At 33.1% G+C, this 22,100-nt stretch carries 14 protein-coding genes; 7 read left to right on the forward strand and 7 right to left on the reverse strand.

Annotation, left to right across the window (positions count from 1 at the left end; genetic code table 11):
• The first annotated feature begins 6 nt into the window (after nt 1-6).
• Nucleotides 7-543, forward strand: coding sequence for a DUF4136 domain-containing protein (locus J0383_RS06015; RefSeq protein WP_207297524.1), 537 nt, complete (start codon nt 7-9; stop codon nt 541-543).
• Between the two features lie 270 nt (nt 544-813).
• Complete coding sequence (gene ilvA, locus J0383_RS06020; protein ID WP_207297525.1) at nt 814-2,058, forward strand: threonine ammonia-lyase IlvA; 1,245 nt, start codon at nt 814-816, stop codon at nt 2,056-2,058.
• An 83-nt stretch (nt 2,059-2,141) separates the two neighbouring features.
• On the opposite strand, the gene J0383_RS06025 is transcribed toward ilvA, so the two are convergent.
• The gene (locus J0383_RS06025) at nt 2,142-4,289 is read right to left on the reverse strand and encodes an RICIN domain-containing protein (protein ID WP_207297526.1); all 2,148 of its coding nucleotides are present in this window, start codon (nt 4,287-4,289) and stop codon (nt 2,142-2,144) included.
• 387 nt (nt 4,290-4,676) lie between these two features.
• Between J0383_RS06025 and J0383_RS06030 the strand changes: the two genes are divergently transcribed.
• The 3 genes from J0383_RS06030 to J0383_RS06040 all read left to right on the forward strand — a co-directional run bounded on the left by J0383_RS06030 (nt 4,677) and on the right by J0383_RS06040 (nt 7,535).
• Complete coding sequence (locus J0383_RS06030) at nt 4,677-5,087, forward strand: group III truncated hemoglobin (RefSeq protein WP_207297527.1); 411 nt, start codon at nt 4,677-4,679, stop codon at nt 5,085-5,087.
• 102 nt (nt 5,088-5,189) lie between these two features.
• Entirely contained in the window at nt 5,190-5,630 is a 441-nt protein-coding gene (locus tag J0383_RS06035) for a hypothetical protein (RefSeq protein ID WP_207297528.1), read from the forward strand.
• A gap of 135 nt (nt 5,631-5,765) precedes the next feature.
• The gene (locus J0383_RS06040) at nt 5,766-7,535 is read left to right on the forward strand and encodes an aromatic amino acid hydroxylase (protein WP_207297529.1); all 1,770 of its coding nucleotides are present in this window, start codon (nt 5,766-5,768) and stop codon (nt 7,533-7,535) included.
• A 293-nt stretch (nt 7,536-7,828) separates the two neighbouring features.
• On the opposite strand, the gene J0383_RS06045 is transcribed toward J0383_RS06040, so the two are convergent.
• The 5 genes from J0383_RS06045 to J0383_RS06065 form a co-directional block, all read right to left on the reverse strand.
• Nucleotides 7,829-8,458, reverse strand: coding sequence for a DUF4230 domain-containing protein (locus J0383_RS06045; protein WP_207297530.1), 630 nt, complete (start codon nt 8,456-8,458; stop codon nt 7,829-7,831).
• Between the two features lie 181 nt (nt 8,459-8,639).
• Nucleotides 8,640-10,955, reverse strand: a complete 2,316-nt coding sequence (gene tamL / locus J0383_RS06050; RefSeq protein WP_207297531.1) for a translocation and assembly module lipoprotein TamL — start codon at nt 10,953-10,955, stop codon at nt 8,640-8,642.
• Nucleotides 10,939-16,050 (reverse strand): translocation/assembly module TamB domain-containing protein, encoded by a 5,112-nt coding sequence (locus J0383_RS06055; protein ID WP_207297532.1) that lies wholly within the window; start codon nt 16,048-16,050, stop codon nt 10,939-10,941. Before J0383_RS06055 ends, tamL begins: the two co-directional genes overlap by 17 nt.
• A gap of 191 nt (nt 16,051-16,241) precedes the next feature.
• Nucleotides 16,242-17,201 carry a GSCFA domain-containing protein gene (locus tag J0383_RS06060; protein ID WP_207297533.1) on the reverse strand — a complete coding sequence of 320 codons (960 nt, stop codon included), beginning with the start codon at nt 17,199-17,201 and terminating at the stop codon, nt 16,242-16,244.
• Nucleotides 17,202-17,299: 98 nt separating this feature from the next.
• Nucleotides 17,300-18,091, reverse strand: a complete 792-nt coding sequence (locus J0383_RS06065; RefSeq protein WP_207297534.1) for a hypothetical protein — start codon at nt 18,089-18,091, stop codon at nt 17,300-17,302.
• 445 nt (nt 18,092-18,536) lie between these two features.
• Here J0383_RS06065 and J0383_RS06070 point away from each other — a divergent pair, with 445 nt between their 5' ends.
• The gene (locus J0383_RS06070) at nt 18,537-18,878 is read left to right on the forward strand and encodes a zinc metalloprotease (RefSeq protein ID WP_207297535.1); all 342 of its coding nucleotides are present in this window, start codon (nt 18,537-18,539) and stop codon (nt 18,876-18,878) included.
• A 285-nt stretch (nt 18,879-19,163) separates the two neighbouring features.
• Here J0383_RS06070 and J0383_RS06075 read toward each other — a convergent pair whose 3' ends face one another.
• A complete protein-coding gene (locus tag J0383_RS06075; protein WP_207297536.1) occupies nt 19,164-19,913 on the reverse strand; it encodes a hypothetical protein in 750 nt (249 codons plus the stop codon).
• Nucleotides 19,914-20,299: 386 nt separating this feature from the next.
• Here J0383_RS06075 and J0383_RS06080 point away from each other — a divergent pair, with 386 nt between their 5' ends.
• On the forward strand, nt 20,300-22,045 hold the full coding sequence (locus tag J0383_RS06080) for an ABC transporter ATP-binding protein (protein ID WP_207297537.1): 1,746 nt from the start codon (nt 20,300-20,302) through the stop codon (nt 22,043-22,045).
• The last annotated feature ends 55 nt before the right edge of the window (nt 22,046-22,100 follow it).

Raw genomic sequence — 22,100 nt, forward strand, 5'->3', positions numbered from 1 at the left:
AATAATATGAAAACATTCAAATTAGTTCCGATTTTGCTGCTTTTGATTCTTTCTTCTTGCAGCAGTATAACTGTATATTCTGACTATGACAAAACAGTCGATTTTGCGCCCTATAAAACGTATGCTTTCTTTAAGCCCGGAATTGATAAGGTCGAGGTTTCTGATTTGGATAAAAGACGTATTCTTCACGCCATCGACAATGAAATGCAGGCTAAAGGTTTAACCAAAAGTGACAATCCTGATTTATTAGTCAACATTTTTACCAAATCAAGAGAGCAGGTAAATGTAAATCAATTTAATGCTGGCTGGGGTTATGGCTGGGGCTGGGGTTGGAATCCGTGGTTGATGTACGGTAACCAGACTTCGGTTTCAACTTCTACTGAAGGCACATTATATATTGACTTAATCGATGCCAAAAAGAAAGAAATGATCTGGCAGGGTGAAGGTCAGGGAACTTTAACTAAAAACGTTGACAAAAAAGACGAGAAAGTAGCTGAGTTCGTAAACAAAATTTTAGCTCAATATCCGCCGGTTAAAAAATAATTATCTATTTTTGCTATTCAATTAGTTAAAATGACAAACTATACTAACATTATTATCGCTATTATTAGCATTATTGCAATTCAGCAGTAATGGCGAGGTGTTATATCAGTATGTAAAATATAATTTATAAACCTCCCAGCTCGGGAGGTTTTTTATTTTAAACGAAATTTAATATTAGCGCCGAATTGTACCAATTTTCACGATTTACTTTTTAATTAAAAAATAAAAATTAATTCAATTGGTATAATTCGGGGCAGAAAAACAAACAAAATGGATTTATTCAACGAAGTACTTAACGCCAAAAAGCAGCTTGAAGATGTAGTTGCGGCGACGCCTTTAACACAAAACCTTAATCTTTCAGACGAATTTGAATCGACTATTTTATTAAAAAGAGAAGATTTACAAATTGTTCGTTCGTATAAAATTCGGGGTGCGTACCATAAGATTTCTTCGTTAAATGAAAAAGAAAAAGCAAACGGAATCGTCTGTGCCAGTGCTGGAAATCATGCACAAGGTGTTGCTTATTCTTGCAATCTTTTAAAAATTCACGGTAAAATTTACATGCCGAAAACCACTCCAAAACAAAAAGTAAAACAAGTTCAATTATTTGGAAAATCGTTTGTAGAAATTGTTTTAACGGGAGATACTTTTGATGATGCTTATGCTTCTGCAACGGCTGATGCCATCAAAAATCATAAAACTTTTATTCATCCTTTTGATGACGAAAAAGTAATCGCTGGACAAGGAACTGTGGGATTAGAAATCTTAGAAAGTTTTAAAGAACCAATCGATTATGTTTTTGTTCCCATTGGCGGCGGCGGATTGGCTTCGGGCTTATCGGAAGTTTTTAAACATTTAAGTCCTCATACCAAAATTATTGGCGTGGAACCAAAAGGAGCTCCTTCGATGAAAACTTCCATTGAAGAAAATAAAAATACCCCTTTACAAACAATTGATAAATTTGTAGATGGTGCCGCTGTAAAACAAGTTGGCGATAAAACTTTTGAAATTTGCCGTTATAATTTAGAAGATGTGATTTTGGTTCCCGAAGGAAAAGTCTGCACCACGATTTTAAGATTGTATAATGAAGAAGCAATGGTAGTAGAACCTGCTGGTGCTTTAACGATCGCGGCTTTGGATTTTTATAAAGATAAAATCAAAGGAAAAAATGTGGTTTGCATTGTGAGCGGAAGTAATAATGACATCGAAAGAACTGCCGAAATTAAAGAACGATCGTTACTTTACGAAGGTTTAATGCATTATTTTATGATTCAGTTTCCGCAGCGTCCGGGCGCTTTAAAAGAATTTGTCAATAATATTTTAGGACCGGATGATGATATTACATATTTCCAGTTTCATAAGAAAAACAACCGTGAAGTAGGTTCTGTTGTCGTAGGATTAGAGCTGAAAAACAAAAACGATATTATGGCCATCAAAATGAATATGACTCAAAATGGTTTTGAATTTCAATACCTAAATGACAATCAGGATTTGTTTACACAATTAATTGGATAAAAAACATAAAAGGCTGTCAAATACTTATGACAGCCTTTTAAAAATCAAATATAAAATTACTAATTGAATTCTAGATTTGTAATTTATTGCTTAATGACTTTTTTAGAATAAGAACCTTGATTGTCATTTACTCTCACAATGTAAACGCCTTTTGGAAGTCTTGAAACTTCAATTTCAGAAATGTTTCCTTTTACAAAATTCACGTCTTTCTTTAAAACAGACTGTCCGCCTACATTGAAAATCTGTACTTCTGCATTTCCTTCATGATTGGTATCAATTTTTAAATGATCGCTTACTTCATCAATAAAAACCATCATATCAACTGTACTTTCATTTTCATCGGTTATTGCTAACGCTTTTTTAGCTGTAGATTCAACTTGAACAAACTGCCACTGCTGATTCAGTCCTCCTGTATAATCCCAAACCTGAATATTTGCTCCATTTGCCGTAGAAACATTTTCAACATCAAGAGATTTACCTGTGTTAACGTTGGTAATTTTATAATATCCTCCGCCAAGACTAGCAACAGTCCATTTAAATTCATTCGAATTAGCGAAAGTTCTTTGCTGTACTTTCAGTCCATTTGCTGTTCCGTTATTTTCAACTGCAAGATACATTCCTGTCGATTTAACTATAATGTAATAATTTCCTGCTCCGTCAGAAACAAATTTCCAGCGCTGGTTATTTCCTCCTCCATTTGTAATATCATACTGCTGGATTCTACCGCCGCTTACTGTTGAATTATCTGCTACATCAAGTCCTTTATTACTGTTTCTTGAAATGATATTATAATATCCCGGAAAACCTGTTGGAGGCGGTGTACCTGCTCCCCATGTAAAAGTAACGGCTGCTGAGCCCGGAATTGTGTAATTAAATGCCGATGATCCTGAAACTACTTTTATAGTATTTGATGATCCTGAATTGTACACCACAAGTGCTGTTGAACCATCGGGATTTTTAAAAGCAACTGACTGAATACTTCCGTTTGTGCTTGAAGATCCAATTCGTACTGCTCCGGGTTTTACAAATTTTGAAATTTGTCCAATAATATAAAACGCCACATTTTTAGTATAACTTGTACTGTTATTTACTGTTATAGCGCCTAAACAAGTATTGCATCCGCCTGGAGTACGTGGGCCTAAACTTGAATTATTAGCAGCATTCCATTCTAAAACGGTCTTAGACCAATTATTAGTACTTCCAATTACTACGTTCTGCATGTGCCAGCCAAAGTCACCGCCAAAGTTTCCGCCAGAACCTGTATATTGTTCTGTAAAATAAACGTTTTTATTCGTAGAATTTTTTACTGTAGACATTGCAGAGATATTTCCTAAATACAAGTGAAATGCTGCTCCATCAACGTAAGAGCTATTATTGAGAACATCAATTGGGTAAGCCGTATTATCACAGTTATGGTCGAAAGCTATAATTTTCACATTTCCAAAACCAGCCGATGCCATTTGAGGACCAAGCTGTTGATTAATAAAATTCTTTTGTTCTGTAGAATTCATCAACATACTTGGTTCATTATTAGGGTTTTCAGGTTCGTTTTGAGGAGTAATTGCCCAAATAGGAATTCCCTGCGCCTGCATAGCTTGAAGGTATTTTACAAAATACCTGGCATAAGCGGCATAGTATTGTGTCTGCAGACTTCCTCCAACCCAAGATCCGTTGGTTTTCATCCATCTAGGTGCAGACCATGGTGTTGCGAGAATTTTGATATTAGGATTAATCTGCTGAATTTTTTTGATGATCGGAATTAGATAGGTTAAATCCGGACCATTCAAACTGAAGTTATTCATATTAGTATCTCCAGAAGTTTCATTATAACTATAGGAAGAACTACTTAAATCTGAAGCTCCAATACTAATACGAACTACACTGGCGTTTAATCCTGTTGTTGGATTGTATAGTTCATTTAATAATTGGTTCTGCTGTGTGGCAGCCATACCGCTGATGACTTCACAGCTTCCCTCAGTAAGGGTGTAGCCGAAGCCATCCATAGTTTGATACGTTGTTCCAGCATTAACAGTTACAGTAGAAGCATTTGTCCCTGAATTGGCTCCAAAATTTACTGTTCCCTGAGTCTGCAATAAACTGCTTTTATCACCCGTTGTCAAAACAGGTGTAACAGTCTGAGCATTAACTTTAGTAATACATAAAAGCATTGCAATAATTGAGAATATCACAGCTTTTAATTGGTTTTTAGGTTTTTGTGTAGTTTTGTGCATTTTTTTTGATTTTTTGTTAATTAATTTTTTCTCATTTATTAAGGATTATTTTATTAAAACAGCACAATATTATATCAATTTCAGCGAAATCGTTTTTTTTGAAGCTTAACAAATACACATCAATTGTAAAAATTACCTTAACAAAAACTTATCTAAAATTTTCATAACTATTTATAAATCAATTATTTAATTTTACAAATCGACAAAAAAAGTTCTCATACCTTTTTACTTATTCCCAACACACTAAAAACCAATAAATTAGAAGACCTATACCAAAATAATTATTACAGCAAATGCAAAAAACACATTAGGTTTTAGTGACAAATATCATGGAATGTACATGAACTTATGTTGTATTTTTACAGCTCATTTTTATTGCACAAAAACATGGAAACTCTTAAAGATATTTCAACTCTCGACGATATAAAACAAATGGTGAACAGCTTTTATGGAAATGTTCGTAAAGACGATTTGATTGGTCCCATTTTTAATGATAAATTACAGGACAGATGGGAACCCCATCTTCAAAAAATGTACGGATTCTGGCAGACAATTTTATTTGATGTTCGTGCTTATTCTGGAACTCCTTTTCCTCCGCACAAACAATTACCGGTAGATAAAACTCATTTTGACCGTTGGATTGCGATTTTTAATTCGACTATCGATTCTCAATTTGCTGGTCCAATTACCGAAGAAGCCAAAATGCGAGCGACCAATATGGCTTTTATGTTCAGCCACAAAATTGAATATTTTAGAAATGCCGAAAACGAACTCAGAAATTCATCAGGGAAATCTTAAAAGATATTTACATTACGATTGGAATACTATTTTTTATTAGATAAATTTGACTTAGCTGAAAAGCAAATAAAAGCCTCTTTGTAACTAACTAATAATTGTATAATGAAAAAAGTATTCCTGTTTTTTGCCATCTGTTTCTCTTTTTTAAATCATGTAAATGCACAGCAAGCTCCTGTTTTTAATTTGTACAAAGGAACTCTTGATGGAAAAACACCTGTAACGATTTATATTAAAACCGAAGAAAATCCCTGTACGGCAGATTTAATGTACACTTCAATGTACCGCTATAAATCAAACAAATGGATTCAGCTTTATATTACCCAAAATAAAAAAGTTGAAAATGAATTTGTAATGGTAGAACATGGTTTCAGCGGCGTTCTCATTTTAAAGAAAACCGGAAACACTTTCTCTGGTTTATGGATTAGTCCAGATGCTAAAAAGCAGTTGAAAATTGATTTAAAAGAAGCTTCAATGACTAAAAAAGAGATTGAAAGCTATGAAAATGCAATGGAGAAAGTAAATTATGAAAATAATGACTGCTAAAATCGCTTTCTTTCAACGCTTAAAAATCTACAAAAACGCAATAAAATAGTATTTCGAATAAAAATTTTGTGATGAATGATAAAAAATCGACTCATAAATTCGTAATTTTACATTCTAATCTACATCGTTTTCGAAATGAATCCAAATATTGAAACCAATCCGTTATTAGAGAAATTGCCGAAACATTTACAGCAATTTATTAAACCACAAGATTACAGTGATTATACTCCTATAAATCAAGCGGTTTGGCGATATGTAATGCGTAAAAATGTGGATTATCTTTCAAAAGTAGCGCATCATTCTTATTTGGAAGGTTTACGCAAAACCGGAATTGAAGTCGATTCTATTCCGAGTATGTATGGCATGAACCGAATTCTAAGCGAAATTGGCTGGGCCGCAGTTGCCGTTGACGGATTTATTCCGCCAAATGCTTTTATGGAATTTCAGGCTTATAATGTTTTGGTTATTGCATCCGATATTCGACAATTGGAACATATCGAATACACACCTGCTCCAGACATTATTCACGAAGGTGCCGGCCACGCTCCTATTATTGCAAATCCTGAATATGCCGAATATTTAAGACGTTTTGGAGAAATTGGCTGTAAAGCGATTTCATCTCATAAAGATTATCAGATGTATGAAGCAATTCGTTTGCTTTCTATTTTGAAAGAAGCTGAAGATACACCGCAGGAAAAAATCGACGAAGCCGAAAAAGCAGTTGCCGATTTACAAAATGATATGGGCGAATTATCTGAAATGGCTCAAATTAGAAATCTGCATTGGTGGACAGTTGAATATGGTTTAATTGGAACTGTTGAAAATCCAAAAATTTACGGCGCCGGATTGCTTTCTTCTATTGGTGAAAGCGCTCATTGTATGACCGATAATGTAAAGAAAATCCCGTATGATATTTCGGCTGCGAATCAAAATTTTGACATTACACAGTTACAGCCTCAACTATATGTAACACCAACTTTTTCTCATTTAAGTTTGATTCTGGAAGAGTTTGCCAATAAAATGGCTTTAAGAACCGGAGGTTTATCAGGAATTAAAAAACTGATTCAGTCAAATGCTTTAGGAACGATTGAGTTAAGTACTGGTTTACAGATTTCTGGAGTTTTTACAAATGTGATTGAAGAAGAAGGAAAACCGGTTTATATTCAAACAACTGGAAAGACGGCTTTGGCATATCGTGAAAAAGAACTGGTTGGTCACGGAACCTTAACACATCTTCATGGTTTTGGAAGTCCGATTGGAAAATTAAAAGGTTTTAATCTCGCCATTGAAGACATGAGTCCGAAGGATTTACAGGCTTACAGTATTGTAGAAAATGAAACAGTAAAACTTGAATTTGAAGGCAACATTATCGTGGAAGGTGAAATTATTACTGGATCTCGAAATCTTCACGGAGAAATTATTCTCATCAGTTTTAGAAATTGTACGGTTACTCACGGCGAAACGATTTTGTTTCAACCAGAATGGGGCAATTATGATATGGCGATTGGTAAAAAAGTGATTTCTGCTTTTTCTGGTCCAGCCGATGTCAATAGTTTTGACTTGATTAATATTGTTCCTTCGACAAAGACTATTAAAGCAAAACATACTTTAGAACGCGATGATTTAGAGAATTTATACGCATCCGTTCGAAACATCAGAACCAATAAAGAATCTAAAACGAATTTACAATCTGTATTTGAAAAACTGAAAAAAGAACATTCAAATGATTGGTTATTAGCGGTTGAAATCGCAGAACTTTTAAAAGATTCTGATGACAAACAGCTTTTACAGGAAGTATTGGTTTATCTGGATCAATTGAAAAAAAGACGACCTGAAACTGCCCATTTAATTTCGGGTGGATTGGATTTGATTTTTAATAATTCTCATTTGCCACAAAGTCACTAAGACGCGAAGTTTTTTATTTCACGCAGATTTTGTTGATTTAAGCTGATTCTGCTGATTTTTTTTTAATCTCGCAAAGACGTCAAGTCGCAAATTTTAATAAATCTTTTTTTGAATTACCTCCTGCTTAGCTGGAGGAAAAATAAAGTTAACTACAAAGGCTTTAGCCAAACATTAGTTTTGCCTAAAGCCTTTTCTTTTTTTATAAAAATCCTCAAGCTAAAGCAGGAGGCAATTAATTAAAATAAAAAACTCTGAACCTTTGTTACTTTATCACTTTGAAGCTTTAACAAAATCTAAAGCTTCAAATCCTGATTCAACTCCGTTTCGGATTCAATCGTTTTTCCGTTATATTGAAGTTTCCAGCCCATTGAATTGGTCATAATTAAAATCTTAGACAATTCGCTTATTAGTCTGTTTTGGGCGTTGGTTTTTAGTGTAGAATTTTCGATTTTTTTAGCCAGATTTGCTTTTACAGATTTGTTGATTTTATTGTAATCATCACCTGTAAACGGATTCAGTTTACTTTGTTCTACATCATAAAACTGAATATCTGGATTTATTGTAATTTCTTCTTTTGGAATATTTAAAATCGTAATAGTTTTATTTTTTTCGTCAATGTCATATTTCATTTTATGAAGATCGTATGCTACTGTAACATTTGCATTTACCACAATCAGCGCTTTTTTCTCAAAAGAAATCATATTCATTAAATACTTCTGCTGATTTTTATAGGTAATTACTTCCGAGAAATGTCCTTCGGTAACGACCAGCTTTCCAACATTAAGAATCTGCTGCTGAATTAAATTGGTATTATAGTCAATTCCAGAATCGTCATCTTTTTTGAACTGACAGTATTTAAAAGCCAGAACAATCAGTAAAACAATAACACCGATTCCTATAATTCTTTTGATCAAGTTTTGCATTCGAATAAAATATTTATGACCAATTTACTTCTTTTTATTCTTTTTTTCGCCACGAATTCACGAATTTTCACTAATTCCTTTGAGTTTAAATATGTGTCTAATTCCACAAATTAAAATTCGAATAATTCGAGTTTAACGCTAGCAAATTAAAGCTAATTCGTGAATTCGTGGCTAAAAAAATTTAAAAAGGATATCCAATAGCTATATTCAAAATTAGATTGTCTTTTCGCCAGGAACTGCTTCCGAAATTAATATCATCAATTACCCATCTTTGTCCGTCTGGTAAAGCTGGATTTCGAAGCGGCATGGCTAAATCGGTTCTTAAAATCAGGAATGACAAATCGAAACGCAAACCAACTCCTGCTCCAACAGCAAATTCTTTCATAAAGTCTTTCGAAAATTCAGCTCCCGGTTTATTAGGATCGGCATTTAAAAGCCAGATATTTCCAGCGTCTAAGAAAACCGCTCCTCTTACGATACTAAAAAGTTTTGCACGATATTCGGTACTGAATTCCAGTTTTATATCACCTGATTGGTCTGGAGTATAGTTGTTCGTTAAGTTATCTGGAAGCACGTAACTACCCGGACCTAAAGTTCTGGCTCTAAAAGCACGTATACTATTGGTTCCACCTGCTACAAATTGTTTTGAAGTTGGAAGGGTATTCGAATTTCCATATGCAAATCCGGCACCAACAATTAATCGGCTGGCTAATTCACTTTCTTTACTCAATTTCAAATAATGTCTAAAATCTGATCTGATTTTAACATATTGGCTAAACGGAACATCAAATATGGTTTTTACATTATCTTTATTATAATTTGCACCAGTAACTAATCCAGTTATGTTTCCTGCTAAATCCAATTCTCCGTTAAAATAAATGGTATTTTTTCGGCGTTTCTGCATGGTATTCGTATACGTGTAATTGTAAGTTGGTCCAAAAATCAATTGTTTTTCAATTACTTTACCCAACGCCGGATCTTGAGCAATGTCGTCCATATATTCTGGCGTAACGTGATTTGGACTCACATACGTAATGTCTACTACATTTAATTGATGTTCTTTACGGATGTTCTCTTTCCATAAATATCCAAAAGAGGTATTAAAGGAATTCAAAGCATACAGCTGGGTTCTTTTTTGATATTCGTATCGCAGTGTTACTTTAGTTCTAGGTACATATTCGCTGTTTCCTTCAATGTTAAAAGGCGTTATAAATCTTGGCCAGGTCAAACTGGTTTCGGCTCCGAGTTTATAGATGTTTTTCCCTTTATTTACACCTCCAAGCTGAAAATCGGCACCGCCAAAAATGGAGAAAGTAAATAATTCTGCCCCACGAAAGAAATTACGGTTATTCCAGTTCACATTTACTTCTGTTCCGGTATAACTTGCTGAATTGGTTTTTCCTAAAACCTCAACTCGTATGAATTTCTTTGGCAGAAGTGTTAAGTAGTAATACGAATCTAAAGCATTTTTAATACTGTCTGACGGTTTAAATTCGTTCTTTACAAAACTGAACGTTCCTAGATTTACAAATCGGTTTAAAGTTAGATTATGATCTTTTCTATTGTACAAATCTCCTTTTTTAAAGTAAATTGTACGATCATAAACTCTTGGTTTAAAAGTCTCTGTAGTATCTATAATCGTAAAGTCTTTGTACTGCTGAATATTTCTTTTTCTGTACACCATGCTGTCATTCGTCAGCGAATAATTAGGATACACAAAGATTTTATCAATTTTATAAGCTGTAAGTGCTTTTACAGGCGTATCATCTTTTATTACCAATCGAATATTGACTTCGTGATCGCCTTTACTGCTGTCTACTTTTGCCAGAATATAATCGGGATTAAAATAGTAATATCCTTTTTCTTTTAATCGGGCATCGATTCGTTCTCTTTCGGCTTTAATTACATCCAAATCATACGGATTTCCAACCTTCAGCAGACTTCTTCGGCTTGATCTTCCAATAATTCTGGACATTGCCAGCGAATCATCTGGAAAAATGACACTTTTTATTTTGTATTGTTTTTTTGGCGTAACAGTATATTCTGCTGTTACTCTTTTATTTTTAGCAGTAGAATCGGCGCTAACGCGGGTTTTAAAGAAACCTCTATTTTCTGTATAATTTCGTAAAACAGATGCATTGTAATCTAAATCAACCTGACTAAAAAGCACCGGCGGTTCTCCCACTTTATTACGAAGCCAGTAACGTGTTCCTTTTTCTTTTTTAGGTTCTCCGGCAAGATTGTAAATCCATAATTTAGGACGAAGACCTAGAAATTTTTTATTGGGTTTTGGGCGCAGTAATCCTTCCAATTCTGTTTCAAGTGCTTTTCGTTCCTTTTTTTTCAACACAGAATCTTTCACCGTTACAGAACCTCCTGTGTAAAGCAATTCACCTTCAGGCAGGTACTTTGTATTGCTGCATCCTAAAACAAAAAATAAGGAAAACAGCGTCATACACTTTTGAAATAGGCTTATATGATTATGTTTTTTGTTCATTTCCTTCAATTTGGTTTTCTTGCTGATTTTCCTGTAATTTTTCCTTTTCTTTTGCTTCTCTCTTTTTTTGTTTTTCTTTCTCTTTACGAAGTTTTTCTTCTCTTATCAATTCCCTTTCCTGTTCGGTACGATGGAAAAGTTCTCTGAATTTATTGTAACTCATCGTAATGACAAAGGCAACTCCGGTTTCAATAACCTGACCTTCAACAGCTACCTGATACTGGTTTTTTCTATAAGCGCGAACCATATAACGTCCGTCTTTTGTTAATTGATAATCAAGGGCAACGTCTCCGGCAATATTGGTGCTTTCTTCATTGGCACGTTCCTGTCCTTCTACTCCAAAACTGCTTCCTACTGTAACTTTTAATCTATCGTCCAGCAGTTTTTTAGAAACCTCAACATTCAAATCAGTTCTGTTCTGCATGGTTCCAGTTGTATAATCTTCAGTAGATTCCAGATCGAAATTGACTTCAAATCCTGTAATAAGTTCTCCAGCCAGATTGTTTAATTGCTGCGAAAGGATCTTACTCACACTCTGTCTGGCAAACGATTCGGCATTTACACCGCCGCTTTCACTTTGGAAAGGATTTTCGCCCACAAATCGGTTAAGTAATAAAAGGGCAAAAACTTGTTTGTTTAATTCAGCCGGATCTTGTTCTAATTGTTTTAATCTGCTTTGTGTCAGTTCAACTACATCTGATGAAACATTGTAATTACCTTCTGGCAGTTCAATTCCAAAAGAGATTTCCGGTTTCATTAATTCTCCATTCATTTTCAATAAGGTATTGAACGGAAGTTTTTGTTTGTATGTGTTTTGTATCGTTGTACTTTCGCTTTTCAACTGATTGCCCAGTAAATCGATCGGCGCCGTGTTGACTTTATAAATTGCGGTTATATTAACATTAGCCATTGTTGGTTCACCGTTCCAGGTTATGAAACTTCCTTTTTGGATATCAAATTTTCTTTTTATTCCATTGAAGTTCATTTGATAAGCACCATCCGAAAATTCATATTTACCTGTCAGAGTTGTTTTTCCAGATTGATCGATTCCGCCGACTAGTTCTGCTTCACCTTTCAAATTCAAATAATCCCCATTTGATTTATCGATTAATAAAGTCAATTCTGCTTCTTTATCAATTGAAATGGCAACATTTACATCCATTCCTTTAAGCTCAGACTGATTTAACTGATTTTCCAGCTCAACAGTCTGCTTTAAGTACATATTGTCTTCATTCACAAATTCAACAATTCCTTCACGATCTGCAATCGAAGGATCTGACTGCGGCAGCACCACTGTAAATTTGGTTTCTTTATTGATTTTAACTGTTCCATCAATAACAGGACTATCCAGATTTCCTTTAACATTCAGTTTGGTATCCAGAAACAAATCGCCATAGAACAAATCATTATCTTTTGCTTTCGAATTTATGGCTCTGAAATCATTGGCTTCGACTACTAAATCAAAATTGTATTTTCTAAAATCAGGCGATTTTATATTCCCGTTTACATATAATTCGTTATCGTTTTCATCAAAAAGAGAGAATTTATCAAAAGTAATCGTCTCATTGCTGAAAGTGATTTTTTCGTTTTTAGTTTTAAAATATGAATTAAGTTGTGTGACTCTAAAACCAGTATCATTAAAATTTAATTCTCCATTAATCTGTGGTGCTGCAGTATTTCCGGTTACTTTAAAGTTCCCAGATAGATATCCAGTTCCTTCGGTAATGTTACCCATTGTAAAGCCCTGAATGCTTTTTATGTTGAGTTTATTGATATCGATATCAAAATCAAAATTTCCAGCTTTAAGTTGATAATCTCCCGTTAATTTAAGGTCATTTCCTTCGTCACTTAACGTCACATTGGCTGCAAGAGTATTGGCTGTTTTGTTGTCTAATTTTACTTCTAAATCGCCGACTTTTTCTCCTTTAAAAGCAAAATCATCAATTTTTAAGTCTGATGTAAAAGTGGGGTTTGTCATTACATTTTCGACAACTGCATTTCCGTTAATTAAACCCTGCATCAAAACTTCGTCTTTTTTCACCATATTCATGATGGTCTCAATTTTGAAGTTTACAAAATCGACCTGTAAAGGTGCGTTGTCCTGCGTTCCCTGCGACTGAACTTTTAATTCGTTCCCGTTATTATCAAGATTGAATTTGTTTACATAAAGTCTTTTTTCGCCAAATTCGATAGCATTTTCTGGATCAACATTCCATTTATCGTAATTTAAAACAAAGTTTTCGGCATCGAGTTTTACAATGTTTTTAGAATCTTCTGTTTTAAATTCTCCAGCTATATAATATTGTTGTTTTTGTTTGGCGTCCTGAACTTCAAGAGCATACGTCAAAATATTATTCTGCACATCACCTTTTAAAGTGGTAAATGGAACTTTTAACGAACCGCTTTCGATTGTAGCGATAGAAATCGAGTATTCTAAAGCATTTTCTTTGGCTTCAATATTTATTTTTCCGTCAGAAATAGTGTTTTCTCCATACGTGATTCTTGGAATAGTTCCTCTAACCTCTAATGAATCGGTCGCATTATTATATTTTCCCGTAATTTTAATCGGCTCTAAGCCAGTTAATTTTGGAATCAGTTTAAAAAGAATCGGGTCATTATTAACCGTTAAGGTAAACGCTAATCTTTGCTCATCTGATTCTGCGTTTACTTTTGGAGTTTTTAAATCAATATATTTCGATAGTGATTTTTTTACTGCATTGGCAAGCGTTGTTAATTTGTATTTCCCGTCAACTTCTGCTTTTAAAAACTGAGACGAAATTTTAATATTATTTTTGGTGTTATCTGAAAACGCAATTACACGAACCGAATCTAAAACGATTGGCTCAGCATCTTTCAAAATCTGAACATTCGACAAAAATACTTTTCCGTTTAAGAAATCAGGATTGCTGTTAGTAATATCGGCGTCGACATTACCGCGCAGTTTCATTGGCCCCGCGTGTAAGTTGAGTTTTTCTAAATCGGCAATATCCAGATTTAATTTTAATTTGATGGTTGGATATTTGTCTTTTGTATCACCGCTGGCTGTTAAATCAAAATTTAAATTTGGATCTTTCATTCCCGATTTTACGGCAAAAGATCCGTTTTCGATATTTCCTTTTAATACTAGATTTTTATATTCATATCGGTTAAAAACAGCTTTCTGAACCAAACCGTCAATTACCGCATTAGCAGTTTTTGGATCTAAACCATTTCCTTTAACTTTTGCTTTAAGGGTAATTTTTCCAATTGAATCATTTTTGATTAATCGGCCTAAATCAAATTCCTGCAGCCACACATCTGCATCGTATTTTTCTCTTTTCTTAATGCGCTGATCGAATAAGGCATCGATCTTAGCATTTCCAAAACTGCTGTTTAAAGCCAGATTGGTTTTAAAATTCTGAATTGAACCTTTAAATTTTCCCTGCAAATTTAACTGCGAAGGCAATTGAATATTCTTCGGAATTGTTCCAGTTGGCACAAACATATTGATGTCTTTTGAAGTGCTCGAAATCTTCTTGATATTCAAATCATAATAAGCTTTTTGAGCTTCAGGAAGTCCAGCGATCTTCCCCGAAAGGGAAACTTTTGTCGCGCCAATACCACTCATTTCAAATTTTGAAATATTCAAATCTTTTACTTTTCCGTTTACACGGCTGTCTATATATACAACCGCATTTGGATTGCTCTTAAACGGATTTGTTTTCTGTAAATCTGGAACGAATAACAGAATGTCTTTGAAACCAATTTTAGATTGTTTTAAATTGGCATCGACAGCTAGATTTCCTAAATCTTTTTGAAGTGATGCAAGCGATTTATATTGAGCTTTTACTTTGTCCTGTACTAATGTCTGCGGTGTTTTTAAATACAAATTATCCAAAGACGCATTTTGAGGTCCATAAAAGAATTCGGTTTTTAATGCCTGAATCTGTAAACCGCTTTTTTCGTTTACGGTCAGTGTTTTTATATTTCCCGAAATGGTATCGTTTCCGTAATATAATTTCTCTGCTTTAAAGTTGAATTTATTCAAATCCAAATGCATATAATCAATTCCTTTTGTTTTGGGTTTTGACTGCATATCATCAAATTTGAAAGCAATATTTTCTAAATCAGCATCGTTCAGCTTTACTTTCCAACCCGCTTGTTTTATGGCTGTTGAATCTAAATTTGGTGTTTGAATCTGCTTATCTTTTGCACCCAGACGCAAATTTCCTTTAAGATTTTTAACTTCAAAAGTATCAAAATCCAAAAACTGTTTATTAAGATCAATCTCATTTACTATTAAATTTAAATTTCCTAAACGAATACCCGAATTAAGTTTGGAATCTTTGTTATCATAAAGAATATCAATTTTAGAAAGGCTGATTTTTCCGAGTTCTAAATTGAAATCTTTTCTTTTCGAAATGGTATCGACAGTTTCAACCGAAACTTCAGCGATTTTTTCGACAAAATCTTGATCTAAAACTAGTTTTAATCCATCGAGATTGATTCTCGGAATATTAAACTTCATATTATCCAAGTCGAATTCCCTAAATTTCGTATCAAAATGTGTCAAGTTTACCCGAATATCGTTTTTAGAGTAATCGTCTTTAAAATTGAATTTAACCTGATCCAAATTGACTTTTACCACCGATATTTTAAACGGTTTGCTATTCGGATCTTCAACTTTTGGTTCTTTAGATTCGAATGCTTTTATGATATAATCGAAATTGAAAACGCCGTCTTTGTTTCTCGAAATATTAGCTTTTACATTTTCAAGAGAAACAGAGTTGATTTCGAGTTCGCTGCTAACAAGTTTAAAAAGGTCGACATCTACTTCTAAACGTTTACCTGCCAGTAAAGTATCTTTTTTTTGATCTTCAAAATAGAAACCTTCCAGAACTACATCTTTAGGAAATTTAATGAGGATTTTATCGAGAGAAACCTTAGTTTTTATTTTCTTATGGAGATAGGTAACGGCTTTATCTTTAACGAAATTTTGTACGGACGGAACCTGAATCAAAATTATAATAAGCAATAACAAGGCGATTACAGAAATCCCGCACCAAAGCAGAATGCGAAGTGTTTTTTTAAGAAAATAAACGGGTTTCTTATTCATACGCCAGTAAAATGAGTTAGATTAAATTGCTTGTGGAAAAAGCAGGGTTACACATTTTACAAAAATGTAAAATTTAACCTTTAACAATTTACATAATTATGAGCAATTATTCTAAAATTTTACGGTGAAATAGTTAATTTTCTTACTTTTCGTTGTAAGAAACAAAGGTTTAAAGAACGGAGTTTTTCCTTTTAGAATTTTATATGGGGCTGTTTTATTCCTAAAGTATTTATCTTTTGCTGCAGTTTGGCTAAGAATTTTTGGTGCTGTTCTGACTCGGGATTAAAACTGCGGTGGCGAAGGCTTTTCTGGATTTCATCTACTTCTTTCATAACTGAAAAACTGTCTTCTGAAATGTAATTTTCACTGAAAAGTTTCCAAATGTAATCAATCGCAATTTGGTTGGGATGAAGCATATCTTCGTTGTAAAAACGATAATCGCGGAGTTCGTCCATCATGATTTCATAAGAAGGAAAATAATTATGAGTTATGAGTTGTGAATTATGAGTTTTTAAAACGTCGTGAAGTGATGTAAGCAAATGTGATTTGCTTAGTTGGTTTTCTATAAATCCATCTTTAATATGGCGAACTGGAGAAATGGTAAATATAAAATTGATGTTCGGATTCAATCCCTTAATTAATTCAATTGTATTTTGAATGCTTTTCTGAATAACTTCTGTCGAAAGCAATTCTTTTGAAAATTGTTTCTGCGGTACTTTATGACAATTAGCGACAACTTCATCGCTTTCAGTACTTCTGTAAATCCATGAAGTTCCCAATGTGATGATGACGTGCGTAGCTTCTTTTAATTGTTTATGCGTTTCTGTAACTGCTTTGTTAAGTGTTTCGAGCAATTCTTGTCTGTCTGAATTACTTAAATCCGAATGAACTTCGAAAGAATGCCAGCGTTCGTTATGAAAAAACACATCTTTTTCGCCGAAGAAATCTTGTTTGCAGACTCTTCGAAACAGCTTTTCGATTGAAACTGGATTAAAGATTATCCCAAACGGATTGGTTTCATTTTGAAATTTAAAATAGTCGAATTTCTCAGCCATATTTTCTGCAAAACAGGAACCAATAGAAAGTACTTTCGAATTATAATCGATTGGATGGTTACTTTTTGAAATTGGGATTTGAGTTCTGAATTGCATTACATGATGGTTTTAATACAAATTTCGATTATTTTCTTCAACAAAAAAACCAAATGCGAGATGCATTTGGTTTTATCTTAAATATTTTCCTTAAATTATTAGTAAGTATATTCCGTTTCGTATTCTATTGATATTCCACTTGAATCAAATGCTGTACGCTTTATAGGATATCCTTTATCATTGTATGTATAACTTGTTAAGTAAACAGCTGGATTAGGAAATTCTGTAGATACTCTGCTCGTTTTTACTATGTTATTTTTTCCAAAACCATCAACTTCGTTTAGCAAAAGGTTAAACCCTAAAATATTTTTCAGCGGATTATTTTTAGAATCAAATTCATATGTTGTTGTAATTTTTGAAGCGCCAGAAGTTTTGCTATCTTTTATAATATTACCATCCTTTAATTCTAAACTGCCTTCTCCTTCTTTTTTCTCCTGACCACTTGTTGATACTGAATAATAATTATAATTTACTAAAGCATCTGAAGTATACGTATAAACTGTTTTAATAGTTGATAAAGCTTCAGAACCATTATCTGCAAATCCTACTTTTAGAATTCTTGTTTTTAATTTCCCATTTTCATAAGCATAGAGTACCTCTTTACTTTTTGTTTCATTCTTTTGAAAATCTAAATCAAATACTTCTTGTTTTTTAATTGTATTCCCATCGTATGTAAAAACTATTTTTGATTGTTCTCTCGTAAGGCTTACAATTTTATTACCATCATAAGTTAAAGTACCTATACTATTTGTCCCTAAGTTTTCATTTGGATAAATGAAAGAAATTGTTTTCGGTAATGTTGAATCAAGATTTTCTGAAGAAGATTCTTCATCACTTGAGCAAGATGTAAAAATTAGCATTAAAGCACTAAAAAATAATATTTTTTTCATTTTTTGCAGAATATTTTTAAAGCTGTAAATATAGAATAAATCACCCATAATTTATTTACAAAAACAAACCATAAGAGAACATTTTTTTATATCATCAAATTTCGTAGAGATTCATTTTAAAATTTTAATTACCCTAAAAGTTTTATTTATATCAAAATAAGACATAATTGAATTTCGTATAAATGAAAATATATTTCCATTATTGAAATTGCAGTTTGGTACAGTATTACAACTATGCTAATCTATTTTTTTATTTCAATTGTTTCAATTTCGTCATTTTACCAAACAGTCCAAACATTTCGATTGATTCAAAAATTTTGTCTCAAAATACAGATGAATTAAATCTTTCCATATTTGAAGTATTAAATTTAGACACTAATTTATCATCCAAAACAGTGCTGCTATTATCGATTGGCCGAGGAAACTGGTCAGATTATCAAAATAAATGAGACCATCAAAACAAAACGTTGATAATTTTGTAATCAATAAAAGAAATGTTACCAATTACAGCGAATATAATCCTTTGTCAATAATGCATTATTATATTCCAGCATCGCTTACCCCAAACGGAGTTGGAGTAAACCAAATGAGTGTTCTCTCAAAAACCGATATTTCTTCAATAAATACATGTTATACTTATCCGTTACAATCAATAATAAAATCTGGCGAACGTATTGATTTAATTCTTTTTACGCATCCTGTAAAATCACCAAATGGGTTATTTATTTTGAATTTCAATAAAGGAATGCTGAGTATTCTTGACATGAAAAATCAGGAGATAATTTGAAAAGTCGGAACTACTTATCCTTCTTTAGCAATAAAAACAATTGCTATTCTTGAAGATGGTATTTAGTTATCAGGCGAAAAGGGATTAAGATTAAAGGACTGAATATGGTAATTTGGAGAAGCGGTTCTGAAAAATATACAGGCGACGGTTATTTAGAGCTTCAAAATGACGGAAATCTTGTTTTATTTCACGATGAAATTCTTTATTGGTCTTCAAAAAAGGAAAACTATAATACAAAAAAGCCCGATGAAATTTTCATCGGGCTTCGTTCTGAATTTCGATTTCTTAGTAGAAATATTCTGTGCTGTAGTTAGATCCGTCTATATAATCTACACTTTTAACTGGATATCCATCTGAATTATAAGTATAACTATAGGTTGCCACTACTGCTCCGTCTGATGTTTCTTTGATTTCATTGTGAGCAATTCCAGTTGCTTCACCATCAACAAATGCAATTTTTTCAAATCCTAAAATATGTTTTGCGGGATTATTTTTAGTATCATAAGTATATTTACGGTTTGCCGATTCTGAATTGATAATATCGGTTACTTCACCATCAACAAATTTAATAGTAGATGTTCCGGAAAGGTAATCCTGAACATCTACATCTCCGCTGTATAATTTTACCGAAATCGTTCCGTCAGCATTATGAGTAAATACTTCTTTATGCCCTCTTAATTCGCCATTGTCACTTTCAACTCTTAAAAACTCTGATAATTTTCCTTCAGAATTATATTTAAAAGTATTGGTCTGTTCTATTGTTCCATCAGGAAGTTTAAATTCAATTTTCGTAATTAAATCACCTGTATACGTATAATACATCCCGACCTCACCTGAGTCATCAGTAATACTTACAATTTTATTACCATCGTATTTATAATCGACATTCACTTTACTCTGACCATCCTGACTGGTTAGAATTACTTTTTTTAATAAAACTGATGATTCTGCAGAATCAGAAGAAGGAGAATCTTGACTGGAACAAGAGCTTAGCAGCAGAGACAAAGCTCCAAAAAGACATAGAATTTTTTTCATTTTTGGGGTAGGTTTGTGTTAATTGACCTAAATGTAAATAAAAACGGACCCCAAAACCTAATTTTTTTTAAACTTATTTTAATACTAAAAAAACGTATTGTGGCACTTCTTTAATTAAATTAGTTTAAGAGAAACATATAAATATCTAAAAATCAAAAAAAGTAAAATTTGATTATTCTTCATCAGAAAAAATTCGTTCCAAACAACGAAGCACGTACAAATACTTAGCCCTTTTCTTAATTTTTTTATGATCTAATTTTAGCTTTTTATTCTTAAATCAAAGAAGAAAATAGTAAGCAAAAAAATTAGATTTTAAATAACATAAATGAACTTCACAAACTAAAACAATTCCTTATTTTTGCATCTTCCATTTTTTTAATTATTCTATGAAATTATTATATTCTTATATAGTCAAGCATAAATTATTGTTGTTTTTTGCTTTGATTATGGCTTCTATAAACATTTGTTTCAGTTTATCAGATTCTATTATTACCGGTAAATTAATGCAGGACTGCGGAGTTGGTTTACACAAATACCAAGGAAATCCAACTGGTTTCATCAAAGCATTATCTTTCTGGCTTGGACTTTCGCTTGGTGCAGCGATGATTTCCAGAATTACCAAAAACTTTCAAGATTACTTTACCAATGTTGTCATTCAGAGAACGGGTGCGCAAATGTATACTGATGGTATTAAAAAATCACTTGACCTTCCGTATGCCGAATTTGAAGATCAGCGAAGCGGTGAAACTTTAAGCAAACTGACCAAGGTTCGTTCTGATTCGGAAAAGTTAATTACACTTTCCATTTCACTTATTTTCCAAACAATTGTTGGTTTTATTTTTGTGATTTTCTATGTCGCAAGAATTGATTTCCGAATTTCACTTATCTTTTTAATTACTGCTCCCATTATTGCTTTGGTAAGTTCTTATTTGGGTAAAAAAATCAAAATTGTTTCAAAGAAAATTGTCAACCAGACTAATGCGCTAGCAGGTTCCACAACCGAAAGTTTGCGAAACATCGAATTGGTAAAAAGTCTTGGATTGACGTATCAAGAAGAGAAACGTTTGAATTTGAATACTTTTAAAATTCTTCAGCTAGAATTGGAGAAAATCCGTTTTATCAGAAGTTTAAGTTTTATACAAGGAACAACAGTTCACTTTTTAAGAACCTGTGTGGTTTTCACTTTATATTATTTCTTGTTTGGTGGAAAAATTATTGTGGGCGATTTATTGACGATGGTATTTTTTACTTTTTTTATTTTTGGTCCGCTTCAGGAACTTGGAAACTTCATTATTGCTTTGAATGAAACCAAAGTTTCGATGGAAAATTTCAAAACATTATTAAGCGCTCCAAAAGAATTCCGTCCGAAAAACCCAAAACATGTTGGAGCAATTCAATCTCTATTGTTTGATAATGTGAGTTTTCAGCATAAAACGGCTAAGTTCAAAGCGGTTGAAAATATCAATTTCGAAATCAAACAAGGACAGACCGTTGCTTTTGTCGGGCCTTCTGGTTCCGGAAAAACTACTTTGGTAAAATTATTAGTGGGGCTTTACACGCCTGCTGAGGGTCAGGTATTATATAATGATATTGATTCTACCGAAATTGATTTACTAGACTTACGCAAACAGTTAGGTTTTGTAACTCAAGATGCTCAATTGTTCTCGGGTACCATTCGTGAAAACTTATTGTTCGTAAAACCAAATGCAACCGACGAAGAGTTATACGACGCTTTAAAAAGAGCCAGCTGTGATAAACTTTTAAGACGTGCCGAAGATGGTTTAAATACTACTATTGGTGAAGGTGGAATTAAGGTTTCTGGTGGTGAAAAGCAGCGTCTGTCCATTGCTAGAGCAATTTTAAGAAATCCGAATTTATTGATTTTTGATGAAGCAACTTCCGCTTTGGATTCAATTACTGAAGAAGAAATCAACGACACCATTCGAAACATTTCAGACAAAAACCGAATCACGGTTTTAATTGCACACCGCTTATCAACCGTAATGCACGCTGACAGAATATTTGTTCTGGAACAAGGTAAAATCATCGAACAAGGTAAACATGATGATTTAATTGTAGAAAAAGGACTTTATTATGCTATGTGGCGCCAGCAGATTGGGGAGCGAAAGTAGTACTTTTTTTTTTCAAAATTTTTTCCAATAGCGTCCAGCTTTAGCTGGATGGAAA

This window comes from Flavobacterium endoglycinae, from assembly GCF_017352115.1.
Taxonomy (GTDB): domain Bacteria; phylum Bacteroidota; class Bacteroidia; order Flavobacteriales; family Flavobacteriaceae; genus Flavobacterium; species Flavobacterium endoglycinae.

Excerpts from the sequence above, each read along its gene's own strand:
- J0383_RS06015 (WP_207297524.1), top strand. The coding sequence starts at position 7 with ATGAAAACATTCAAATTAGTTCCGATTTTGCTGCTTTTGATTCTTTCT.
- J0383_RS06070 (WP_207297535.1), top strand. The coding sequence starts at position 18,537 with ATGAGACCATCAAAACAAAACGTTGATAATTTTGTAATCAATAAAAGA.
- J0383_RS06060 (WP_207297533.1), bottom strand. The coding sequence starts at position 17,201 with ATGCAATTCAGAACTCAAATCCCAATTTCAAAAAGTAACCATCCAATC.
- J0383_RS06030 (WP_207297527.1), top strand. The coding sequence starts at position 4,677 with ATGGAAACTCTTAAAGATATTTCAACTCTCGACGATATAAAACAAATG.
- J0383_RS06080 (WP_207297537.1), top strand. The coding sequence starts at position 20,300 with ATGAAATTATTATATTCTTATATAGTCAAGCATAAATTATTGTTGTTT.
- J0383_RS06065 (WP_207297534.1), bottom strand. The coding sequence starts at position 18,091 with ATGAAAAAAATATTATTTTTTAGTGCTTTAATGCTAATTTTTACATCT.
- J0383_RS06075 (WP_207297536.1), bottom strand. The coding sequence starts at position 19,913 with ATGAAAAAAATTCTATGTCTTTTTGGAGCTTTGTCTCTGCTGCTAAGC.
- J0383_RS06055 (WP_207297532.1), bottom strand. The coding sequence starts at position 16,050 with ATGAATAAGAAACCCGTTTATTTTCTTAAAAAAACACTTCGCATTCTG.
- ilvA (WP_207297525.1), top strand. The coding sequence starts at position 814 with ATGGATTTATTCAACGAAGTACTTAACGCCAAAAAGCAGCTTGAAGAT.
- J0383_RS06045 (WP_207297530.1), bottom strand. The coding sequence starts at position 8,458 with ATGCAAAACTTGATCAAAAGAATTATAGGAATCGGTGTTATTGTTTTA.
- J0383_RS06025 (WP_207297526.1), bottom strand. The coding sequence starts at position 4,289 with ATGCACAAAACTACACAAAAACCTAAAAACCAATTAAAAGCTGTGATA.
- J0383_RS06035 (WP_207297528.1), top strand. The coding sequence starts at position 5,190 with ATGAAAAAAGTATTCCTGTTTTTTGCCATCTGTTTCTCTTTTTTAAAT.
- J0383_RS06040 (WP_207297529.1), top strand. The coding sequence starts at position 5,766 with ATGAATCCAAATATTGAAACCAATCCGTTATTAGAGAAATTGCCGAAA.
- tamL (WP_207297531.1), bottom strand. The coding sequence starts at position 10,955 with ATGAACAAAAAACATAATCATATAAGCCTATTTCAAAAGTGTATGACG.